This window comes from Planomonospora algeriensis (genome assembly GCF_977012225.1).
In genome coordinates this window covers 1-19,134 of the sequence record NZ_CDRNDK010000074.1, presented here as the reverse complement: position 1 = coordinate 19,134, position 19,134 = coordinate 1, and the positions used below count along the sequence as shown (strand labels likewise).

At 71.2% G+C, this 19,134-nt stretch carries 22 protein-coding genes and 1 pseudogene; 10 read left to right on the top strand and 13 right to left on the bottom strand.

Annotation, left to right across the window (positions count from 1 at the left end):
• From ACWJ6R_RS11095 to ACWJ6R_RS11080, 4 genes are all read right to left on the bottom strand, one after another.
• A partial coding sequence (locus tag ACWJ6R_RS11095; RefSeq protein ID WP_449062134.1) for a hypothetical protein occupies window positions 1–355 on the bottom strand: 355 nt, incomplete at its 3' end.
• A 3-nt stretch (window positions 356–358) separates the two neighbouring features.
• The gene (gene purB / locus ACWJ6R_RS11090) at window positions 359–1,789 is read right to left on the bottom strand and encodes an adenylosuccinate lyase (RefSeq protein ID WP_449062133.1); all 1,431 of its coding nucleotides are present in this window, start codon (window positions 1,787–1,789) and stop codon (window positions 359–361) included.
• Between the two features lie 211 nt (window positions 1,790–2,000).
• Window positions 2,001–4,337, bottom strand: coding sequence for an efflux RND transporter permease subunit (locus ACWJ6R_RS11085; RefSeq protein WP_449062135.1), 2,337 nt, complete (start codon window positions 4,335–4,337; stop codon window positions 2,001–2,003).
• A complete protein-coding gene (locus tag ACWJ6R_RS11080; protein ID WP_449062132.1) occupies window positions 4,334–5,245 on the bottom strand; it encodes an efflux RND transporter permease subunit in 912 nt (303 codons plus the stop codon). The genes ACWJ6R_RS11085 and ACWJ6R_RS11080 overlap by 4 nt, the downstream gene beginning before the upstream one ends.
• 120 nt (window positions 5,246–5,365) lie before the next feature.
• Here ACWJ6R_RS11080 and ACWJ6R_RS11075 point away from each other — a divergent pair, with 120 nt between their 5' ends.
• From ACWJ6R_RS11075 to ACWJ6R_RS11065, 3 genes are read left to right on the top strand one after another with little or no spacing between them, the layout of a single operon-like run.
• A complete protein-coding gene (locus tag ACWJ6R_RS11075) occupies window positions 5,366–5,842 on the top strand; it encodes a MarR family winged helix-turn-helix transcriptional regulator (protein WP_449062131.1) in 477 nt (158 codons plus the stop codon).
• Window positions 5,843–5,856: 14 nt separating this feature from the next.
• A complete protein-coding gene (locus ACWJ6R_RS11070; RefSeq protein ID WP_449062130.1) occupies window positions 5,857–6,630 on the top strand; it encodes an SDR family NAD(P)-dependent oxidoreductase in 774 nt (257 codons plus the stop codon).
• A 49-nt stretch (window positions 6,631–6,679) separates the two neighbouring features.
• Window positions 6,680–7,894, top strand: coding sequence for an MFS transporter (locus ACWJ6R_RS11065; protein WP_449062129.1), 1,215 nt, complete (start codon window positions 6,680–6,682; stop codon window positions 7,892–7,894).
• Between the two features lie 94 nt (window positions 7,895–7,988).
• Here ACWJ6R_RS11065 and ACWJ6R_RS11060 read toward each other — a convergent pair whose 3' ends face one another.
• The 3 genes from ACWJ6R_RS11060 to ACWJ6R_RS11050 all read right to left on the bottom strand — a co-directional run bounded on the left by ACWJ6R_RS11060 (window position 7,989) and on the right by ACWJ6R_RS11050 (window position 9,488).
• The gene (locus tag ACWJ6R_RS11060; RefSeq protein ID WP_449062128.1) at window positions 7,989–8,468 is read right to left on the bottom strand and encodes a pyridoxamine 5'-phosphate oxidase family protein; all 480 of its coding nucleotides are present in this window, start codon (window positions 8,466–8,468) and stop codon (window positions 7,989–7,991) included.
• An 85-nt stretch (window positions 8,469–8,553) separates the two neighbouring features.
• Window positions 8,554–8,952 (bottom strand): hypothetical protein, encoded by a 399-nt coding sequence (locus tag ACWJ6R_RS11055; protein ID WP_449062127.1) that lies wholly within the window; start codon window positions 8,950–8,952, stop codon window positions 8,554–8,556.
• Entirely contained in the window at window positions 8,949–9,488 is a 540-nt protein-coding gene (locus ACWJ6R_RS11050; RefSeq protein ID WP_449062126.1) for a LysR family transcriptional regulator, read from the bottom strand. The genes ACWJ6R_RS11055 and ACWJ6R_RS11050 overlap by 4 nt, the downstream gene beginning before the upstream one ends.
• 132 nt (window positions 9,489–9,620) lie before the next feature.
• Here ACWJ6R_RS11050 and ACWJ6R_RS11045 point away from each other — a divergent pair, with 132 nt between their 5' ends.
• Window positions 9,621–10,916, top strand: a complete 1,296-nt coding sequence (locus ACWJ6R_RS11045) for an MFS transporter (RefSeq protein ID WP_449062125.1) — start codon at window positions 9,621–9,623, stop codon at window positions 10,914–10,916.
• Here the strand turns inward: ACWJ6R_RS11045 and ACWJ6R_RS11040 are convergent.
• Window positions 10,888–11,118, bottom strand: a complete 231-nt coding sequence (locus ACWJ6R_RS11040; protein WP_449062124.1) for a hypothetical protein — start codon at window positions 11,116–11,118, stop codon at window positions 10,888–10,890. The genes ACWJ6R_RS11045 and ACWJ6R_RS11040 overlap by 29 nt on opposite strands.
• A gap of 91 nt (window positions 11,119–11,209) precedes the next feature.
• On the opposite strand from ACWJ6R_RS11040, the gene ACWJ6R_RS11035 reads away from it, so the two are divergent.
• Window positions 11,210–11,452, top strand: coding sequence for a hypothetical protein (locus ACWJ6R_RS11035; RefSeq protein ID WP_449062123.1), 243 nt, complete (start codon window positions 11,210–11,212; stop codon window positions 11,450–11,452).
• A gap of 209 nt (window positions 11,453–11,661) precedes the next feature.
• Here the strand turns inward: ACWJ6R_RS11035 and ACWJ6R_RS11030 are convergent, their stop codons facing one another.
• Complete coding sequence (locus ACWJ6R_RS11030; protein ID WP_449062122.1) at window positions 11,662–12,228, bottom strand: hypothetical protein; 567 nt, start codon at window positions 12,226–12,228, stop codon at window positions 11,662–11,664.
• A 38-nt stretch (window positions 12,229–12,266) separates the two neighbouring features.
• On the opposite strand from ACWJ6R_RS11030, the gene ACWJ6R_RS11025 reads away from it, so the two are divergent.
• On the top strand, window positions 12,267–12,608 hold the full coding sequence (locus tag ACWJ6R_RS11025) for a transposase (RefSeq protein WP_449062121.1): 342 nt from the start codon (window positions 12,267–12,269) through the stop codon (window positions 12,606–12,608).
• A gap of 67 nt (window positions 12,609–12,675) precedes the next feature.
• On the opposite strand, the gene ACWJ6R_RS11020 is transcribed toward ACWJ6R_RS11025, so the two are convergent.
• Both ACWJ6R_RS11020 and ACWJ6R_RS11015 read right to left on the bottom strand, forming a co-directional pair.
• Window positions 12,676–12,879: a cold-shock protein gene (locus ACWJ6R_RS11020; protein WP_068904148.1), complete on the bottom strand. Its 204-nt coding sequence runs from the start codon at window positions 12,877–12,879 to the stop codon at window positions 12,676–12,678.
• A gap of 319 nt (window positions 12,880–13,198) precedes the next feature.
• A complete protein-coding gene (locus tag ACWJ6R_RS11015) occupies window positions 13,199–14,206 on the bottom strand; it encodes a helix-turn-helix transcriptional regulator (RefSeq protein WP_449062120.1) in 1,008 nt (335 codons plus the stop codon).
• Here ACWJ6R_RS11015 and ACWJ6R_RS11010 point away from each other — a divergent pair.
• Both ACWJ6R_RS11010 and ACWJ6R_RS11005 read left to right on the top strand, forming a co-directional pair.
• Window positions 14,205–14,894 (top strand): annotated as a pseudogene (locus ACWJ6R_RS11010) (DeoR/GlpR family DNA-binding transcription regulator); the annotation flags it as partial. The gene ACWJ6R_RS11015 and the pseudogene ACWJ6R_RS11010 overlap by 2 nt on opposite strands.
• 169 nt (window positions 14,895–15,063) lie before the next feature.
• Complete coding sequence (locus tag ACWJ6R_RS11005) at window positions 15,064–16,227, top strand: MFS transporter (RefSeq protein ID WP_449062119.1); 1,164 nt, start codon at window positions 15,064–15,066, stop codon at window positions 16,225–16,227.
• A 33-nt stretch (window positions 16,228–16,260) separates the two neighbouring features.
• Here the strand turns inward: ACWJ6R_RS11005 and ACWJ6R_RS11000 are convergent, their stop codons facing one another.
• A complete protein-coding gene (locus ACWJ6R_RS11000) occupies window positions 16,261–17,028 on the bottom strand; it encodes a TSUP family transporter (RefSeq protein WP_449062118.1) in 768 nt (255 codons plus the stop codon).
• Window positions 17,029–17,226: 198 nt separating this feature from the next.
• Between ACWJ6R_RS11000 and ACWJ6R_RS10995 the strand changes: the two genes are divergently transcribed.
• Window positions 17,227–17,733 (top strand): GNAT family N-acetyltransferase, encoded by a 507-nt coding sequence (locus ACWJ6R_RS10995; RefSeq protein ID WP_449062117.1) that lies wholly within the window; start codon window positions 17,227–17,229, stop codon window positions 17,731–17,733.
• On the opposite strand, the gene ACWJ6R_RS10990 is transcribed toward ACWJ6R_RS10995, so the two are convergent.
• Complete coding sequence (locus ACWJ6R_RS10990; RefSeq protein ID WP_449062116.1) at window positions 17,716–18,180, bottom strand: hypothetical protein; 465 nt, start codon at window positions 18,178–18,180, stop codon at window positions 17,716–17,718. The two genes, ACWJ6R_RS10995 and ACWJ6R_RS10990, sit on opposite strands and share 18 nt — an antisense overlap.
• Before the next feature lie 183 nt (window positions 18,181–18,363).
• On the opposite strand from ACWJ6R_RS10990, the gene ACWJ6R_RS10985 reads away from it, so the two are divergent.
• Window positions 18,364–19,134, top strand: a 771-nt coding sequence (locus ACWJ6R_RS10985) for an IclR family transcriptional regulator (protein ID WP_449062115.1), incomplete at its 3' end; no start/stop codon positions are given.

Here is a 19,134-nt window from a genome sequence, read left to right as displayed (position 1 = left end):
CCTCCGCGCCGCCCCCCGGCAGGACCCTCGGCGGTGTCCTATCCACTCCGAACCCCACCGGCGGCCGCGCCCCCGCGATCCGCCCCACCACCTCGGCCACCAGCGACCGCTCCCCCAGCAGCCGGTAGGACGGCCCCAACCCGGGCAGCACCCGCCGCACCAGCTCCGCCACCGGCGCCGCCGGGCCGTGCACCGTCAACCGGTCACGCCGGTTCAACCGCGGGCTGGCCACCGCCACCGCCCCGTCCAGCGCCCACGCCCGCACCCCGCCCCGCAACCCCTGCGCGGCCCACACCACCAGGCAGTCGCCCCCGGACGCGGCCACCACGTCCGGGACCGTCGACAACTCCACCACCGGCTACAGGATCGCGCCCGGAACGTAGCCGGCCGCCTGCGGATACCGGGCGGCGACCTCACCGACCCGCGCCACGACCGCCTCGACCTGCTCGGCCGCCGCCCCCGTGAAGGAGACCCGGTCGGCCAGCAGCGCCTCCAGCTCCGCAGCCCCCAGCGGGAACCGCTCGTCGGCCGCCAGCCGGGCCAGCAACTCGTTGCCCGCACCCCGCTCCCGCATCGCCAGCGCCGACGCCACCGCATGCTCCTTGATCAGCTCATGCGCCGTCTCCCGGCCCACCCCCGCCCGCACCGCCGCCATCAGCATCTTCGTCGTCGCCAGGAACGGCAGATACCGGTCCAGCTCCGCCGCCACCACCGCCGGGAACGCCCCGAACTCGTCCAGCACCGTCAGCATCGTCTCCACCAGCCCGTCGAAGGCGAAGAACGCGTCCGGCAACGCCACCCGGCGCACCACCGAACACGACACATCCCCCTCGTTCCACTGGTCCCCCGCCAGCTCCGACGCCATCGACGCGTACCCGCGCAGCACCACCGCCAGCCCGTTCACCCGCTCACACGACCGGGTGTTCATCTTGTGCGGCATCGCCGACGAGCCGACCTGCCCCTCGGCGAACCCCTCGGTGACCAGCTCGTGCCCGGCCATCAACCGGATCGTCTTGGCCAGCGACGACGGCGCCGCCGCCAGCTGCACCAGCGCCGTCACCACCTCGTAGTCCAGCGACCGCGGATACACCTGCCCCACACTGGTGAACCGGTGGGCGAACCCCAGATGCGCCGCGATCCGGTCCTCCAGCTCCGCCAGAGCGCCCCGGTCCCCGCCCAGCAGGTCCAGCATGTCCTGCGCGGTACCCACCGGACCCTTGATCCCGCGCAGCGGATAGCGGGCGATCAGCTCCTCCAGCCGCACGAACGCCACCAGCAGCTCATCGGCCGCCGACGCGAACCGCTTGCCCAGCGTCGTCGACTGCGCCGCCACATTGTGCGAACGGCCCGCCATCACCGTCTGCGCGTGCTCGGCGGCCAGACCCGCCAGCCGCGCCAGCAGCGCCACGCACCGGTCCCGCACCAGCACCAGGCTGTCGCGGATCTGCAACTGCTCGACGTTCTCCGTCAGGTCCCGCGACGTCATGCCCTTGTGCACGTGCTCATGCCCGGCCAGCGCGTTGAACTCCTCGATGCGGGCCTTGACGTCATGACGGGTGACGCGCTCCCGCTCCGCGATCGACGCCAGATCGACCCGCTCGACCACCTTCTCGTAGTCGGCCACCACCCCCGCGGGCACCTGCACGCCCAGCTCGGACTGGGCCGCCAGCACGGCCAGCCACAGGCGGCGCTCGGCCACCACCTTGTACTCGGGAGACCACAGACGGGCCAGCTCCGCCGAGGCGTAGCGGGTGGCCAGGACATTGGGGATACGCGGCTTGGCAGTCACGTTGCCTCAGCTTATCGGCGCCCGCGCGCACCGCGCGCCCGGGTCCCCCCGGCCCGCCGGCACCCGCCCCGCACATCACGGACCAGCGCATCCGGACCAATGCGGACCCGGCCCGGCCGGAAAACCGGCCGCCGTACGGCAGGCGCACAGCGCACCACCGCACAGCGCACCACCGCACGGCGACCGGCGACCGGCGACCGGCGTGAAACCGCTAGCGCGAAGCCGCCAGCTCGTCGGCGTCGTACACCTTCACCTCGGACCCGTCCCCCGCGGCCTTCTTCGGACCCCGGCGCAACCGCTCCTTGGCCCGCTCCAGCATCACGTACAGCGTCGGCACCAGCACCAGCGTCAGCAGCGTCGACGACAGCAACCCGCCGATCACCACGATCGCCAGCGGCTGGGAGATGAACCCGCCCGACCCGGTCAGCCCCAGCGCCATCGGAACCAACGCGAAGATCGTCGCCACCGCGGTCATCAGGATCGGCCGCAGACGCCTGCGACCCCCCTCGACCACCGCCTCCACGATGCCCATCCCCTGCTCCCGGTACTGGTTGATCAGATCGATCAGCACGATCGCGTTCGTCACCACGATGCCGATCAGCATCAGCATGCCGATCAACGCCGGCACGCCCAGCGCGGTACCCGTGGCCAGCAGCAGCCCGATCGCACCCGTCGCCGCGAACGGCACCGACACCAGCAGGATCAGCGGCTGCACGAAACTCCGGAACGTCGCCACCATGATCATGAAGACGATCGCGATCGCCGCCAGCATCGCCAGCCCCAGCTGACCGAACGCCTCTTCCTGATCCGCACTCACCCCGCCGATCTCGTACGAGGCCCCCTCCGGAAGCGACAGCTCCCCCAGCCGCGTCGTCAGCGACGCCGTCACACCGCCCAGGTCACTGGCGGTCGCCGCACCCGAGACCGTCGCGCTGCGCTCACCGTCGATCCGGGTCACCTGCGGAGGGCCTTCGACCCTCTCCACCGCGGCCACCTCCGACAGCTCCACCATCCCCGCGGCCGTCGGCAGCTCCAGCTTCCGGACCGCCTCGACGTCCTCGGGAGCCTCACCGGTGCGCAGGATCAGATCCTCCGCCCGCCCGTCCAGCGTGACCTGGCCCAGCGGAGCACCGCGGAACCGCTGCGCCAGCAGCTGGCCGACCGCCGACTCCGTCAGGCCCTTGGCCGCGGCCTTCTCCCGGTCCACCCGGACCTCGACCCGCTCCGCGCTCGCCGCCAGGTTGGACGAGACGTCCCGCAGCCCCTCCAGAGAGGCCATCGCACCGCGCACCGTCTCCGCCGCCGCCTCCAGCGTCTCGATGTCCGGCGCCTGCACGATGACCTGGACCTGGCCGGCCGAACCGCCCATGCCGCCGCCCTGACCGCCGCCCACCGTGATCTCACCGACGCCGGCCAGGCCCTTCAGCCGCTCACGCAGCGTCTCCTCCAGCACCGGCGTGTCCGTGCCCTCGGCCACCGTCACCGAGTACGACGCACTGTCACCGCCGCCGCCCATCGCCCCCATGAACCCGCCACCGGAGCCCACGTTCACCTGATAGGACTGCACACCCCGGTCCTTCAGACCGGCGAGCACCTCCTCGACCTTCTTCGCCGCCGCGTCCGTGGTCGCCAGATCCGTGCCCACCGGCATCTTCTGGCTGATCGAGACCGTGTCCTGCCCGGAGGAGTCCAGGAAGTTCGTCTCCAGCCGCCCGGCCAGGCCCATCGTCGCCACGAAGACCACCACGCCCACCAGGACCGTCACCAGCCGCCGCCGCGTGGCGAACCGCAGCACCGGCAGATAGGCCCGCTGCAGCGGACTGCGCAGCTCCTTGGCCTCGGCCTCCTCCCGGGCCGCCCGCACCTCCTCCGCGCCCAGCACCGGAGCCTTCAAGAACCAGTACGCCAGCACCGGGATCACCGTCAGCGACACCAGCAGCGACGCCAGCAGCGCCACCGTCACCGTGATCGCGAACGGCGCGAACAACTGCCCCACCATGCCGCCGACCACCGCGATCGGCGCGAACACCGCCACCGTCGTCAGCGTCGAGGCCGTCACCGCCCCGCTCACCTCGCGCACACCCGCCAGCACCGCCTCGCGCTTGGCCTCGCCGTACTCCAGATGCCGCTTGATGTTCTCCAGCACCACGATCGAGTCGTCCACCACGCGGCCCACCGCAATGGTCAGCGCGCCCAGCGTCAGCATGTTCAACGAGTAGTCGCCCAGCCACAACGCGATCAGCGCGATCACCACCGACAGCGGGATCGACACCGCCGTCACCAGCGTGGAACGCACCGACAGCAGGAACACCAGGATCACCAGCACCGCGAACGCCAGCCCCAGCAGGCCCTCGGTCGTCAGATCCTCGATCGACCGCTCCACGTACGGCGCCTGGTCGAAGATGACCGTCACCGGCGCGGTGTCACCGATCGCCCGGACGATCTCCGGGATCCGCTCGCTCACCTCGTGGGAGATCGCCACCGCGTTGCCGTCCGGCGCCATCGTCACCGACACGCCCAGACTCGGCTCACCGTTCGTCCGCGTCAGCGACGTGGCCGCCGCCGGCTCCCGCTCGATGTCGGCGACGTCGGCAAGCCTGACCGGCTTGGGCGCGGCCGCGGCCCGGGCCTGACCGGCCTGCCCGCGGCGCCGGGCACCTGGCGGCCCTGCTGCGCCGCCTGCCGCTGGCCCTGCGGAGCCTGCGCCACCGGAGCGGCCGGCGTCAGATAGAGGTCCTCCAGCTCCTTCAGCGAATCGATCCGGCTGCCCACCTGCACGGTCAGCGACTTGCCGTCCTCGGTCAGGCCGCCCGCCGGGATCGGCTGGCCGCTGGCCCGCAGCACGTCGGCGATCGCGGTCGGCTGCAGGCCGAGCAGCGCGAGCTTCTTGAGGTCAGGAGTGATCACCACGGTCTCGTCGCGCACGCCGGTCACCACCACGTCGCGCACGCCCTCGATGCCGCGCAGCTCCGGGACCATGATCCGCTCGAGCTTGTCGGCCATCGCCCGGCCGTCGCCGCCGTCCTCCACCGCCAGCACCAGCACCGGGATGTCATCGGTGCCGCCCGTCATCACCTGCGGGTCGGTCCCCTCGGGCAGCCCGGCCTCGATCCGGGCCACCGACTGCTGCATCTTGGCGACCGCGTCGTCGATGTCCGTGCCGTACTCGAACGCCACCTGGACCTGGGAGAGGCCCTCCCTGGAGGTGGAGGTCACCTCGGTGACCCCCGCGATCCCCTGGAAGCTGTCCTCGATCGGCTTGGTCACCTGCTCCTCGACGATCTCCGGAGAGGCGCCCTGGTAGGCGGTCACCACGAACGCCCCCGGGAACGAGAGCGAGGGCAGCAGCTGCTGTTTCAGCGACGGGATCGCGAAGGCGCCGAACGCGCTCACCACGACCGCGATCATTATGACGAGGCTGCGGTTGGCGAGGCTCAACCTGGCCAGGGCTGTCATAAGAGGGGGCTCCTAGAGGACGTCAGAATAATGTTGCCGCCAGACTAACACTTCGCCTCGAACGAATATTTAACGGAGCCTCACGATCCTGATAACCTTCTCAGGAAACGAGAGGTGAGCGTGGACGACGAACGTGACCGGCTGATCGACCGGATCGGCGACATACAGCGCGACCTGAGCCGTATCTTCGCCCAGAATCGCCAGCCCTCTCCCCTGTTCGACTCCAACCTGACCATGCGCCAGCTCAAAGTCGTCATGCTCCTGGCCGCCCGCGGCTCGGCCTCCGGCCAGGAGCTCGCCCACCACCTCGGAGTCGGCCTGGGCACCGTCACCGGCCTCGTCGACCGCCTCGTCGGCCACGGCCTCGTCGCCCGCCGCGAAGACCCCCACGACCGCCGCGTCCGCCGCGCCGAACTCACCCCGGCCGGCCACTCCCTGCTGGAGCGCATCTCCGACGCGGGCCTCGACGACTTCCGGCGCCTGCTCGTGCACCTCGACACCCCGACCCTCCACGACCTGTGCTCGGTCATGGACCGGATCCAGGCCGTCGCCGCCGCCCTCCAGGAAGAAGACCCTCCCACCAGAAAGGTAGGATGATAGGTTTTCTGGTCATGTCCGGATACCTTGACACCCTCTTCTCCCTCACCGGCAGAACCGCCCTGATCACCGGCGGCAGCTCCGGCATCGGCTACGCCATCGCCGAAGCCCTCGGCCGCGCAGGCGCCGACCTCGTCATCGTCGCCCGCCGCCCCGAACCACTCCACGCCGCCGTCGACCGCCTGCACGCCCACGGCGTCAACGCCACCGCCCTCAGCGCCGACCTCGCCGACCGCACCGACCTCGCCCGCGTCTGCCGCGACGCCGCCACCCACCACGGCGACATCGACATCCTCGTCAACGACGCCGCCAACAACATCCGCCGCCCCATGGCCGAACTCACCACCGACGACTACGAGCAGACCATGGCCGTCAACATCACCGCCCCCTACCTCCTCGGCCAGCACTACGGCCCCCGCATGGCCGCCCGAGGCTGGGGGCGCATCATCAACATCGGCTCCCAGCAGTCCATCCGCGCCTTCGGCGACAGCGGCGCCTACGGCATCGCCAAAGCCGCCATCACCGGCCTGACCCGCTCCCAGGCCGAAGCCTGGTCCCACCACGGCGTCACCAGCAACACGATCATCCCCGGCTTCGTCCTCACCCCTCTCACCGAACCCGTCCAAGCCGTCCCCGGCCGCGTCGAAGCCCTCGCCGCCCGCTCCATGACCGGCCGCAACGGCCTGCCGACCGACTTCGCCGGCCTCGCCGTCCTCCTCGCCGGCCCCGCCGGCGCCTACATCACCGGCCAGGCCCTGTGCGTCGACGGAGGCTTCTCCGTCCACTGACCCCTGCCACGACCACCGCCCGGCCGCCCCACACCGACCCGAGAGGCCAATGAGCACCACACCCCGGCAGGCAGCCAACGCCCGCCGCGCCGTCTCCTACTTCTTCATCGTGCTCGGCACCGTCTCCGGCGCCTGGGCCGCCCGCATCCCCGCCGTCAAAACCGACCTCGGCCTCAGCGACGGCCAGCTCAGCTACGGCCTGCTCGCCATCGCCGCCGGCCTCGTCGTCGGCATGCGCTTCGCCGGACGCCTCACCGACCACTTCGGCAGCACCCGCGTCATCGTCCCCGCCGCCATCGGCACCGCCCTCACCATCATCCCCCCCGGCTACGCCCCCACCCTGCCCACCCTCATCGCCTCCCTGTTCCTGTACGGCCTCGTCAACGCCTCCCTCGACGTCTCCATGAACGCCCACGGCGTCCAGGTCGAACGCGCCTACGGCCGCCCGATCATGTCCTCCTTCCACGGCATGTTCAGCATCGGCGGGCTCCTGGGCGCGGGCATCGGCGGACTCTTCGCCCTCCTCGGCCTCGGCGCCGGCGCCACCCTCGCCGCGACCGGCGTCCCCCTCGCACTCATCTCCCTGTACGCCGGCCGCCACCTCCTGCCCGCCGACCGCGAACCCGCCGCCACGCAGAGACCGGAGACCGCCGGACCCGCCCGCTGGACCGGTTGGATCGTCCTCATGGGCGTCGTCGCCTTCGCCGGACTCGTCGGGGAGGGCGCCGCCGTCGACTGGACCTCCGTCTACCTCTTCGAAGACCTCCACGCCTCCGAGACCGTCGCCGCCCTCGGCTTCGCCGTCTTCTCCGTCGCCATGACCGTCGGCCGCTTCGCCGGAGACCACCTCGCACTGAAGCACGGCCCCGTCCGCCTCGTCCGCGTCTCCGGCGTCATCGCCGCTCTCGGCCTCGGCGCCGCCCTGCTCATCGGCAGTGTCCCCGTCGCCATCGTCGGTTTCGCCCTGTTCGGCCTCGGCCTGGCCACCATCGTCCCCCAGGTCTTCTCCGCCGCCGGCAACCACGACCCCGCCCGGGCCGGACAGGCGATCGCCCAGGTCGCCACCGTCGGCTACACCGGGCTCGTCGCCGGACCCGCCATCATCGGCGGCGTCTCCGAACTCACCGACCTGCCCACCGCTCTGGCCATCCCCGCGCTCCTGGCGGCGTTCATGGCGGCCTCCGCCGGGGCCCTGCGCCCCCGCGTGCCCCACGGTTCCGGGGACGCCGGGGAAACCGCTGCGACGGTACGTCCTGACCCCTGAGAACGGGATCGGCCCCTCATTTCTCGGTGGCTGCTGTTTTCGGCGGTGGTTGTTTTCGAGAAACAGCCACCGCCTTTACCATGTAGATCAATTCTTAGCGCCGTCGAACCTCACGGAAGCCCCGGCCCTCATGCCACATCTGGATCACCAGATGCTCCCCGTCCGCGTCCACGAACGTGCGGACCACCTCGGTGACGTCGATCCGGAACAGATGCGACTCCTGTCCCTCCGGCAGCTCGAACCTCCCGAGCACCTGCGGATCGGTCACCTCCACCGCCCTGCCCGCCAGCTTGGCGTCCCCCGCCCACCCCGACGGGTCCTCGTCATCGGGATCTTCCGACGCGCTGTGCAGAGCGAGCCGCGGATCACGCAGCAGGTCCTTCGCCTTCACCGAACCCGGCATGGACCCCAGCCACAGCTCCCCGTCCTCGAACCGGGCCTCGGTCCCGCTGATGCGGGGCGAGCCGTCCCTGCGGAGCGTCGCCATCGTCTTGTGCCGGTGCGCGTCCAGCAGCCCGCGCACCCTGCCCGCCAACTCGGGCACTTCCTTCTCGATCTCCTGCCACGAAGCCATGGCGGACATCGTGCACCCGGCCACCGACAATCCGGCGGCGGCCCGCCTCCAAGCGGTTCGGCTCGATTGCAGACGCGTCGGCGTTTCAGCGCGGGATCACCCAGTCCGGCGTCCAGGTCCCGGGGGCGCCGTGGTCGGCCGCTGTGGCGGCGAGGTGCGCACGGAGGGCGGCCAGCGCAGGGTGGGGGTTATCGCGGTGCCACAGCAGCGAGTGCGGGTAGACGGGCGTGGGGTCGGTCACCGGGATGCGGCGCAGGCCGTGGCCGGCGGGCCAGACCAGGCGGGTCTGCTCGCCCATGAAGGTCGCCAGCGCCGGGGTGTCGGCGACGGTGTCCAGGAGCGCGTCGGAACCGAAGTTGGGGCCGGTCGCCTCGATGGTGAGGCCGAACTCGGCGGCCAGGTCGTCGTAGTAGGCGGCCCACTCGGTTCCGGGGACGAGGCCGGGCATCCAGATCCGGTGCCCGGTGAGCTGAGCGACGGTCACCGACCGGGCGCCGCCAGCGCGTGGGCGGGGCCGGTGAGGAGCTGGAGCGGCTCGTCGAGCACCCGGACGGAGGCGATCTCCTTGAGAAGGGGCCGGCCGGGCACGGCGACGGCGCGGAAGGACGCGTCGATCACCCCGGAGGAGAGAGCGGCGACGGCCGTCTCGATGTCGAACAGCATCACCACGTCGAGCTCGATCTCGGGGTGTGCGCGGTGGAAGCCGCGCATCAGGCCCGAGGCCGCGACGCGCGAGCTGATCACGTCGACGCGCAGCGGGCGGCTGCCGGGGAGCACGGACACGACCGCGCGCTCGGCGGCCCGGAGCAGTTCGCGGGCGTGGGGCAGGAACGCCTGCCCGTCGATGGTGAGCCGGGCTCCGCGCGCGGTGCGGGTGAGCAGCCGTACGCCGAGGTCCTTCTCCAGGGCGGCGATGCGTTTGGAGACGGCCTGCTGAGTGATCGACAGATCCGCGGCGGTGTCCTGGAACCGGCCGGCCTCCACGACGGCGATGAAGGTGCGCACAGCATCGAGATCCACAGCAGCCGACCTTAGTTCACAACTCAGAGTTGTGCATTAGCGTGCCTTCGGTTGTTTGACCCGCCTATCAGCCGCACGTTTTGATCTATCGAATCAACGGTCGGTTGTTTTCCGGAGATGGCGGGGTGCGCGTTGGGAAGGTCGCCGGGGCGGCGGTTCGGGTGGTTGTGGGCCGCGTACGCGGTCAGTGCGTTCGGCACGTGGCTCGCGTTCGACGCGTTCGCCCTGATCGCGATCCTCGCTCTGGACGCGGGGCCCTCCGAGGTGTCGGCGCTGGCCGCCGCGGGACTCGCGGTCGGGGCGGTGGTCGCGGTTCCGCTCGGGCCGTGGGTGGAGTTCCGGCGCAAACGGCCGGTGATGATCGCGATGGACCTGGTGCGGTTCACGGCGCTGATGAGCGTGCCCGCCGCCTACCTGCTCGGCCGGCTGAGCTTGGCCCAGCTCCTGGTCGTGGCGGTGGCCGTCGGCGCGGCCGACATCGCCTTCACCGCTGCGAGCGGGGCGTGCCTGAAGGCGCTCGTCCGCTCCGAGGACCTGCTCGTCGCCAACGGGCGGCTGGAGGCCACGACCTGGACCGCCACCGCGATCGGGCCGCCGCTCGGTACCGCCGCGATCGGGCTGGTGGGCCCGGTGGCGGGCGTGGCGGCCAACGCGGTCAGCTTCCTGCTGTCGGCCGCGGGGATCGGCGCCATCGGCGGGCGGGAACCGCGTCCCCCGCGAACCGCCGCACCGGCCCGGCCGGGGCCCGGGGGCCTGCTGGAGGGATGGCGCCACATCCTGGCCAGTCCGGCGCTGCGCCCGTTGTTCTTCAACACCGTCCTGGTCAACGGCCTGATCATGGCGGCCTCGCCGTTGCTCGCCGTTCTCATGCTCGGCGACCTCGGATTCGCCCCCTGGCAGTACGGCCTCGCCTTCGGCGTCCCCTGCATCGGCGGCCTCATCGGCTCGCGGCTGGCCCGCCCGCTCCTGGCACGGTTCGGACAGCACAGGGTCATGCTCACCGCCGGGACGCTGCGCGCGTGCTGGCCGCTCGGATTGGCCTTCGTCGGCCCCGGCCCCACGGGGCTCCTCCTCGTCGTCGCCGTCGAGTTCGGGCTGATCACCTGCATGGGCGCGTTCAACCCGGTCTTCGCCACCTACCGGCTCCAGCAGCTCCCGCCGGACCGCATCGCCCGCACGCTGTCCGCCTGGTCGATCACCAGTAAAACCACCATCGCGGCCTTGACCGGCGCATGGGGCCTGCTGGCCGACCTCACCAGCCCTCGCACGGCGATCGCGATCGCCGGTCTCCTCCTCCTGGCGACCCCGCTCCTCCTGCCGCGCGGCAACCGCACGCCCCGACTCGACAACGCCGACCAGGCGCCATTGAAAAGGCAGACAGACGCAGACCGAGACGACCTCAGCCCGGTAGCCCGATCCGCGTGGTGAAATCTTCGGTGAACCCCACGACGACCTCGTCGCCGCCGATGAAGAACGTGACCGGGTCCTGCCAGAACGGCTGGGCCGCGATGAGCCACGCGCTGCCACCGGGGAAGACCAGGCGCACCGTGGCACCGGCCATGGAGTCGTGCGGGCTTACGGCCACCGCGCTGACCGGCCGGACCTCCCGCTCGGCCGGCCTGGTGTGCATCGTGGGCAGAGCCCAGCGAGATCTTCCGTAATATCCATCATCCAAGGAGAGGGGCGTCTTCCGGGACGCCCCCTCCTGCTGAAAGGCAGCCATGGAGTCACGGACCCACCTGCACGACCTTTTGGTCTCGACCATCTTCACCGAGGGGCTCGGCGCCGAGATGGACCTGTGGGCGCTGGGATTCAGCGCCCTGTGGATCAAGGGAGCGGGCCTCGCCACCCGCACCCCCTGCTACACCGGCTGGTTCCTGGCGCGGCACTCGCGCATCGGCGACCTCTCCCAGCGCGCCCACACTTTGAACGCACCATCGGCCACATCCGTGGGCACCCGTTGAGGAGGAGAGTGGTCGCACCCCACACCGCTCAGCCAAGGCCGTTCGCCAAGCTGCCGGTATGCCCGCGTCCCCTGGAGCCTCACAGGTGTGCACAGCGCCGACCGGCCGCCTCCGTCTGCCGACCGGTCGGTGGTGATCGCCAGGCGCGGTCGTCGGCGCCCCGGTCGGGGGCGGATCGTAGCCGTCGCAGCCCGCCGGTGCTGATGGCGCTAGGCCGGGTCGCGGTACATCGGTGCCGGCTCTCCGTAGTGCACCCGTCGAACAGCACCGGGCAGGGCTTTGATCAGAGCCTCGGACGCGTCGACGGAACATCCGACGGTGAACTCGATCTCCTCGTCGACCTCGCAGGCCAGGCACCAGGCTTGATCTTCGGGCCACACGAGGTGTGGGTCTGGACCGCCCAGCGCAGAGCCGTACCAGGCGAGGGCAGGCGCGTCGCTCAGTACTTCGACAGGGCCGGTGAAGAGCAGCATCTCTCGATGAGGAATGGCCACCCGTGGCGCTTCAGGAGCCGGCGGGTGCCCGCCCCACCCCTCCCAGATCGCCGCGTATCCGCTGGAAGGCGTGGCCGTGCATGTCGCGAGAGTCGCGAGTGCCACGCGAACGGCGCGGTCTTCTCCCTCCGGGTCGACACCCTCCACCCCATGGACGAAGGCGATACGCACGTACACGTCGAATCCTGGCGGGCCGTAGCGGACAAGATCCCACCAATCGACATCAGCCCGGAGCAACCATCGAGCCGCGTCGGCATTCGGAGCGGGTCGCACCTCGATCATGTCCTCAGTTTGCCGCAAACCGAACGGTCGCCTCCCGGATGCGGTGTAAAAAGATCACGAGCATAGGTTCCGTACTGAACCGCCAAGTTCCGTTACTGGAGCAGCTTCGACCTGGCCGGTCTCGACGACGGCACCGTCACGCCCGGTCAACAGTTGGCGGAGCTCATCCAGCCCGCATCGACGCCTTCTCCGAAACGTGGGGCCGCTCCTATCCGGCGTCGGTCGAGAGCCTGCTGGCCGACCGCCGTAGCCTGACCACCTACCTGCGCTTCCCGATCGAGCACCACAAGCGCGGACGCCACGCCAACTTCATCGAGCGGACCTTCGGCGAGACCCGCCGCCGCGTCAAATACCCGTATCAGAACGGCCGATCACGATAACCGGCCACAACGCGAGCCGGGGCCCGCGGCCTTTCGGCTGCGGACCCCGGCTCGGCTGCGCTCAGCGTCAGGCGGGAACGATGTTCTCGGCCTGCGGGCCCTTCTGGCCCTGGGTGACGTCGAACGACACCTTCTGGCCTTCCTGGAGCTCACGGTAACCCTGAGCGGCGATGTTCGAGTAGTGGGCGAAGACGTCGGCGCCGCCGCCGTCCTGCTCGATGAAGCCGAAGCCCTTTTCCGAGTTGAACCACTTCACGGTGCCAGTAGCCATGTCTATCTCCTTCGATAGGGGCAGAGCCGGAACCCGCACTGCGCGGATCCCGCGTCGCCGAAATGAGCCCATCCGGAGGTGACCGGCAAACAAAAATGCACCTGAGGGTCACGTCCCGTCAGGTGCACACAGAGTTTCATGGGTACCACAACTGCAACTGCGTTCAGTTTAGCCCCCGTGGCGTCGGAAGGCAAACCCGCACCCCCGGTGAGCCGATCGGCCCGGCGGCCCGGGATCTCAGGACACCTCCGCCGCGCGCTCCGGACACGGCCCCGCCACCGTGGTGCACGCGCCGGACGAGAGACGTCGCACCTGGCCGTCAGCCCTCCGGCGGCGCCGGACCACCGGCCGGAGGCGGGCCGTACAGGACCGCGAGTGAGGCGGCCGTCTCGGCCATCGCCGCACGCAGCTCCGGCGGCTCCAGCACCTCGACGTCGGTCCCCAGGCGCAGCAGCAGCCACCGGGCGTGCCGGACCGACTCGATCGGCAGGCGCAGCACCCTCCAGCCGCGCTCGTCGGGCGGCCCCGCAGCGGCGAGCGCGGCGTCGGCGGGGTCCTCGCCGACCGTGTAGCGCAGCAGGCCCTCCAGCCCGGGAGCCAGCCGGATCAGCGCGTGAGCGGTGTACATGCGCTCGCGGAAATCCGCGGTGTAGCGCGCCCAGAAGTCCGCGAGGTCGAACCCCTCGGGCCGCTCGAAGCACCCGTCGAGCACCTCGGCGCCCATGATCCGCGCCACCTTGTAGGTGCGCGGCGCCTCCTGGCCCGGCGACGCCACCATGTACCACGACCCGCCCTTCAGCACGAGGCCGTACGGATGGACCAGGCGCTCCACGTCCTTCGGGCCCCAGCGCCGGTAGGTCATCCGCACCGGCCGCTGCTCCCACACCGCCCCGGCGACCGCACCCAGGAACGGCGCCTCCTCGGCACTGCGATACCACCCCGGGACGTCCAGATGGAAGCGCTCGCGCATCCGGGCCGCGTGGGAACGCGGCCCCGGCGGCAGCGCGGCCAGCAGCTTCAGCTCCGCGGCGGCGGCCACCTCGCCCAGCCCCAGCTCGGCCGCCGGCCCGGGCAGGGCCGCCAGGAAGAGGGAGGAGGCCTCCTCGGCCGTCAGCCCGTTGAGACGGGTGCGGTAACCGTCCAGGAGCCGGTAGCCCCCGGCGGGCCCGCGATCCGAGTACACCGGCACCCCGGCCGACGACAGCGCCTCCACGTCCCGGTAGACCGTCCGTACCGAGACCTCCAGTTCCTCGGAGAGCTCGGTGGCCGTCATCCGGCCCCGGGTCTGCAGCAGCAGGAGAAGGGAGAGGAGACGGCTCGCGCGCATGCGCCCATTCTCCCCCGGATTGCCATTCGCACATGATCCGTGTTCAAATGAACGCATGGAAAGTGCTGATCGTATCCGTGCCATCATGACCGCGCTGCGGACCCACGACTCCGTCTCAGTGGCCGAGCTCGCCCTCGAGCACGCGGTCTCCGAGATGACCATCCGCCGCGACCTCGACGAACTCGCTCAGCGGGGTGTGGTCAGGCGGGTGCGCGGAGGCGCGGTCAGTCTGCTGCTGCGCGGAGAGGAGCCGCCTTTCGCTGTCCGCGAGCGGGAGGCGGCGGAGGTCAAACGGCGCGTCGCCGCCGAGGTGGCGTCGCTGCTCTCCGACGGGGAAGCCGTCCTGCTGGACGCCGGCACCACCACCCTGGAGATCGCCCGCGCGATCCGTGATCGCAGGATGACCGTCCTGCCGCTCTCCCTGCAGGCGGCCCACGAACTCGGTACGGCACCGCGGATCCGCCTCGTCCTTCCCGGCGGCGAGGTCCGTCCCGGCGAACTCGATCTCACCGGCCCCCTCACCGAGGGCGCCATCCGCTCCCTGCGCTTCGACACGGCCGTCATCGGCTGCTGCGGGCTGTCCGCCGAACACGGCCTGACCGCCCACGACCTGTCGGGGGTCGCCGTCAAGCAGGCCGCGATCGCCTCCGCCCGGCGCGTCGTCGTGGCCACCGACTCCGGCAAGTTCACCCGCACCGCCTTCGGCGCCGTCTGCCCCCTGGACCGCCTCGACCTGGTCGTCACCGACGATGCGATCCCCCCCTGCCGAGCACGACGCCCTCACCGCCGCGGGTGTCACCGTCCGCACCGTCTGATCCGGCGGCCGCGGCACACCGACGACGACTTCGGAGACCTCCATGACCTTCCTCCGCGACGACCGGGCCACCCTGCGACACGGCCAGGTCGCGGTCTACCTGCTGTTCCTGCTCTCCGGCATGGCGATCGGCACCTGGACGGCCCGCATCCCGGCGATCAAAAACGATCTCGGCCTCGGCGACGGCCAGCTCAGCCTCGGCCTGCTCGGCATCGCCGCCGGAGCGATCACCGGCATGCAGGTGGTGGGCCGACTCGTCGACCGCTTCGGCAGCGCCAAGGTGATGCTGCCCATGGCCTTCGCGCAGAGCATCGCCCTGGTCCTGCCGGCCCTGGCCCCGGACCTGACCACCCTCACCCTCGCCTTGTTCGTCTTCGGCGCGGTCCACGGCACCCTCGACGTCGCGATGAACGCCCACGCCGTCGAGGTCGAGCGCGCCGCCGATCGATCCATCATGTCCTCGTTCCACGCCGTGTTCAGCATCGGCGGTTTCCTCGGCGCGGCCGTCGGCGGCCTCCTCGCGACCGCCGCCCTCTCCCCCGTCCTCACCTTCACCGCCGTGGCCATCGCCATCGCGGGCATGGCGCTCTGGGCCTCCCGCTGGGCGCTCACGGTCTCCGCCGCGCCCGCACCGGTGGAGACCGGTCCGGGCGGCACGGGCCGCGGTGTGCTCCTGCTGGGCGCGCTCGCCTTCTGCTGCATGATCGGGGAAGGCGCCGCCGCCGACTGGAGCTCGGTCTACCTGCACGAGCTCAGCGGCTCCGACGGCTTCGCCGCCGCCGCCTACGCGGGCTTCTCCATCATGATGACCGCCGGACGCCTCGCCGGAGACCGGCTCGCCGCCGCGCTCGGCCCGGTCGCCCTGGTCCGCGGTTGCGGCATTCTCGCCGCCGCAGGACTCGGCACCGCCCTGCTGGTGAACCTGCCGGCGGCCGGAGTGATCGGCTTCGCCTGCTTCGGCGCGGGCCTGTCCTGCATCGTCCCCCAGGTCTTCTCCGCGGCGGGCCGCCGCGATCCGGCCCGTGCCGGTCGCGCCCTGGCCCGGGTAGCGAGCCTCGGCTATGCGGGTTTCCTCACCGGCCCGGTGCTGATCGGCGGGGCGGCTGAGGTGTTCGGGCTCTCACGCGCCCTTGCCGTTCCCGTCCTTCTGGCGGTTTTCGTGGCTTTGACGGCGTCTGTTGTACAAGCCGACGCCTTTACAAAGTAGATTTTTTAATTCGACCCTTCCGGCCGCCTTCGATCAGGCGGCCACAAACCGGTCGTAGCCGAGTTTGGCCACCATCGCGGCGACCACGCACAGCAGGACGATCCGCACGAACTTCGCCCCCCTGCGCAGCGCCATCCGCGCCCCGAGCTGGGCTCCGGCGATATTGCACACCGCCATCCCCAGGCCGAGGAACCACAGCACCTCCCCCTGGAACCCGAAGACCAGCAGCGCCCCCACGTTCGTGCAGAAGTTGACGATCTTCGAGTGGGCCGAGCCGGCCACGAAGTCCATGCCGAGGATCACCGTGAAGGCGATGATCAGGAAAGTGCCCGTCCCCGGACCGATGATGCCGTCGTAGAAGGCGATGCCGACGCCGGTGACGCCGATCGCCGCCAGCGTCCTGGCCGGGGTGCCCAGCTGGGGCTGAGGACGGGTGCCGAGCGCGGGGCGGAAGGTGACGAACAGCACGACTCCCACCAGCACGGCCATCACCAGCGGGATCAGCGCGTCCTTCGAGAGCAGCGTCACGGCCGAGGCGCCGAGCCCGGACAGGAGCACCGCGGCCAGCCCAGCAGGGATCGCCACCCGCTTGTCGATCTTCGTGGTCAGGGCGTAGGTGACGGCCGCCGAGGCCGTACCGAAGACGGAGGAGAACTTGTTGGTGGCCATCGCCTGGACCGGCGGCACGCCCGCCACCAGCAGCGCGGGGAGTTGCACCAGCCCGCCCCCGCCTACCACGGCGTCGATCCATCCCGCCCCGGCAGCGGCCACCAGCAGCAGCACGAGCTGCCATATATCCATACATAGCCCCCGAAATCACATATCCGCGGGCAGAGCGTACCGGCCGCTCTTCCACGAGCGGAGCGACGGCCCACACTACGGACAGCCCGAGATCGCGCAGGACGGCACCGCCTGCCATATCCGCCCCGGTAGGGTGCGTGATCACCACATCGCCCGATTCCGACCCTCACCTGATCCCGGTTAGGAGAACCCCGCACGATGCGCGTGACACTGCGTCCCGTCCAGCACGACGACCTGGCGATCTTCGAAAGGGAGTTCTCCACCCCGGACGGCGTCGGGCCCTACCAGTGGTTCGGTCATCGGCCCACGGGCGGACAGCGCCGCACGTTCGCCGAGACGGGCCTGCTGGGAGACGACGGCGGCGTGCTGACGGTATGCGGGGATCAGGAGGTCGCCGGTCGCGTCGAATGGTTCAAGGGTTCCTGGGGGCCGCCGGCCACCTCCTGGTGCTGGACGATCGCCATCGGGCTCCGTCCGAACTGGTGGGGGCGAGGCGTCGGAACCGAGGCGCAGCGGCAGCTCGCCGCCTACCTGTTCGACCACACCCGCGCCCACCGCGTCCAGGCCTTCACCGACATCGCCAACCAGGCCGAGCAGCGCGCACTGGAGAAGGCGGGTTTCCACCGCGAAGGCGTCATCCGTCAGGCCCAGTGGCGCGGAGGCCGCTGGCACGACCAGGTTCTCTACTCACGCCTCCGCCCCTGACCTCTCCCGGGTCCGGCATGAGATCACAGACCGGCCGTTCGGCGACACCGGATCTTCGATGGCCGCGGAGCCGTACCCGGTGCGCGGCCCTGAGGTCCCGCCTGCCCCATGAACCGGACACGGCCGCGGGAGCTGCGAGTGCACGGCGACGCCGCGGACCGGCAGGTCCGCGGCGAAACCCAGCAGCCGTAGCGCCCGGGCCCTGGCTGCCTCGTCGCTGTCGGAACTGATCGCCAGTTCGATCAGGGCGGGGTCGGCCATGGTGGTGCGGGCCGGGCCGTACCGCTCGACGACCGCCGCGACGGCGATGGACGAACCGCTCCAGCAGCAGTTCGTCCAGCGGGCCCGGCGGGCCGGGGCGTTCCAGCCACACCGTGCCGATCTTCTCCTCGTCGAGCGTGATCGGCGCCATGATCGGCGCCGGATGCCCGACGGATGGCGGGTCATCTCGCGCGCGGGAACCGTGAGGACGGCCGGCGTGGATCCCGGATCCGCAACTCCCATGACCGGAGGCGCCACCGCCTGGGAACCCCGGCGGGGCGCGGCACCGTGTAGTGTTCACTTCCGCTCAGCGGAAGGAACGGGTGGATTCCCGCAACGGGACCGGCAGCGGAGTCGGGGGAGGACGCGGTGTCCGGTGGTGCGCGCGATCCCGGGCGGTCGGTCGCCTCCCGCGTCCTGGCCGTCCTCGGCGCCTTCGACATCGAGCACCCCCGGCTCACCCTGACCGAGATCGCCCGGCGCAGCGGGGTGGCGCTGAGCACCGCCCACCGGCTGGTCGGCGAGCTGGAGGCCTGGCAGGCGCTCACCCGCGCCCCGGACGGGCGCTTCCAGGTGGGCCTGCGCCTGTGGGAGCTCGGGCAGCTCGCCCCCGGCCCCCTCCAGCAGGCCGCGCGCCCCTGGTTGCAGGAGTTGTTCGGCGGCACCGGCGAGAACGTCCACCTGGCCGTCCGCGACGGCCTGGAGGTCCTCTACGTGGACAAGGTGCACGGCCGGCGGGCGGTCCCGATCGTCTCGCGCACCGGCGGGCGCCTGCCCATGCACCCCACCGGCGTCGGCAAGGCGCTGCTCGCCTTCGAGGCGGACCGGGTCGTCGCCTCCTACCTGTCGCGCCCGCTGGAGAGGCCCACCCCGCATACGATCACCGAACCCGGGCGTCTGGCCCGCGAGCTGCGGCAGATCCGTGAACGCGGCTACGCGATCACCCACGAGGAGATGACGCTCGGCTCGTGCTCCGCGGCCGCCCCCGTACTGGTGGACGGCAGGCCCGTGGCCGCGGTCGGGGTCGTCGTCTCCTCCCGCCGAGCCCGGGAGCTGCAGCGCCTGGTCGAGCCGATCCTGGCCGTCGCCGCGCACATCGCCGACGCCTACCGGACCGCCCTGGCGGCCCCGCGACCGCCG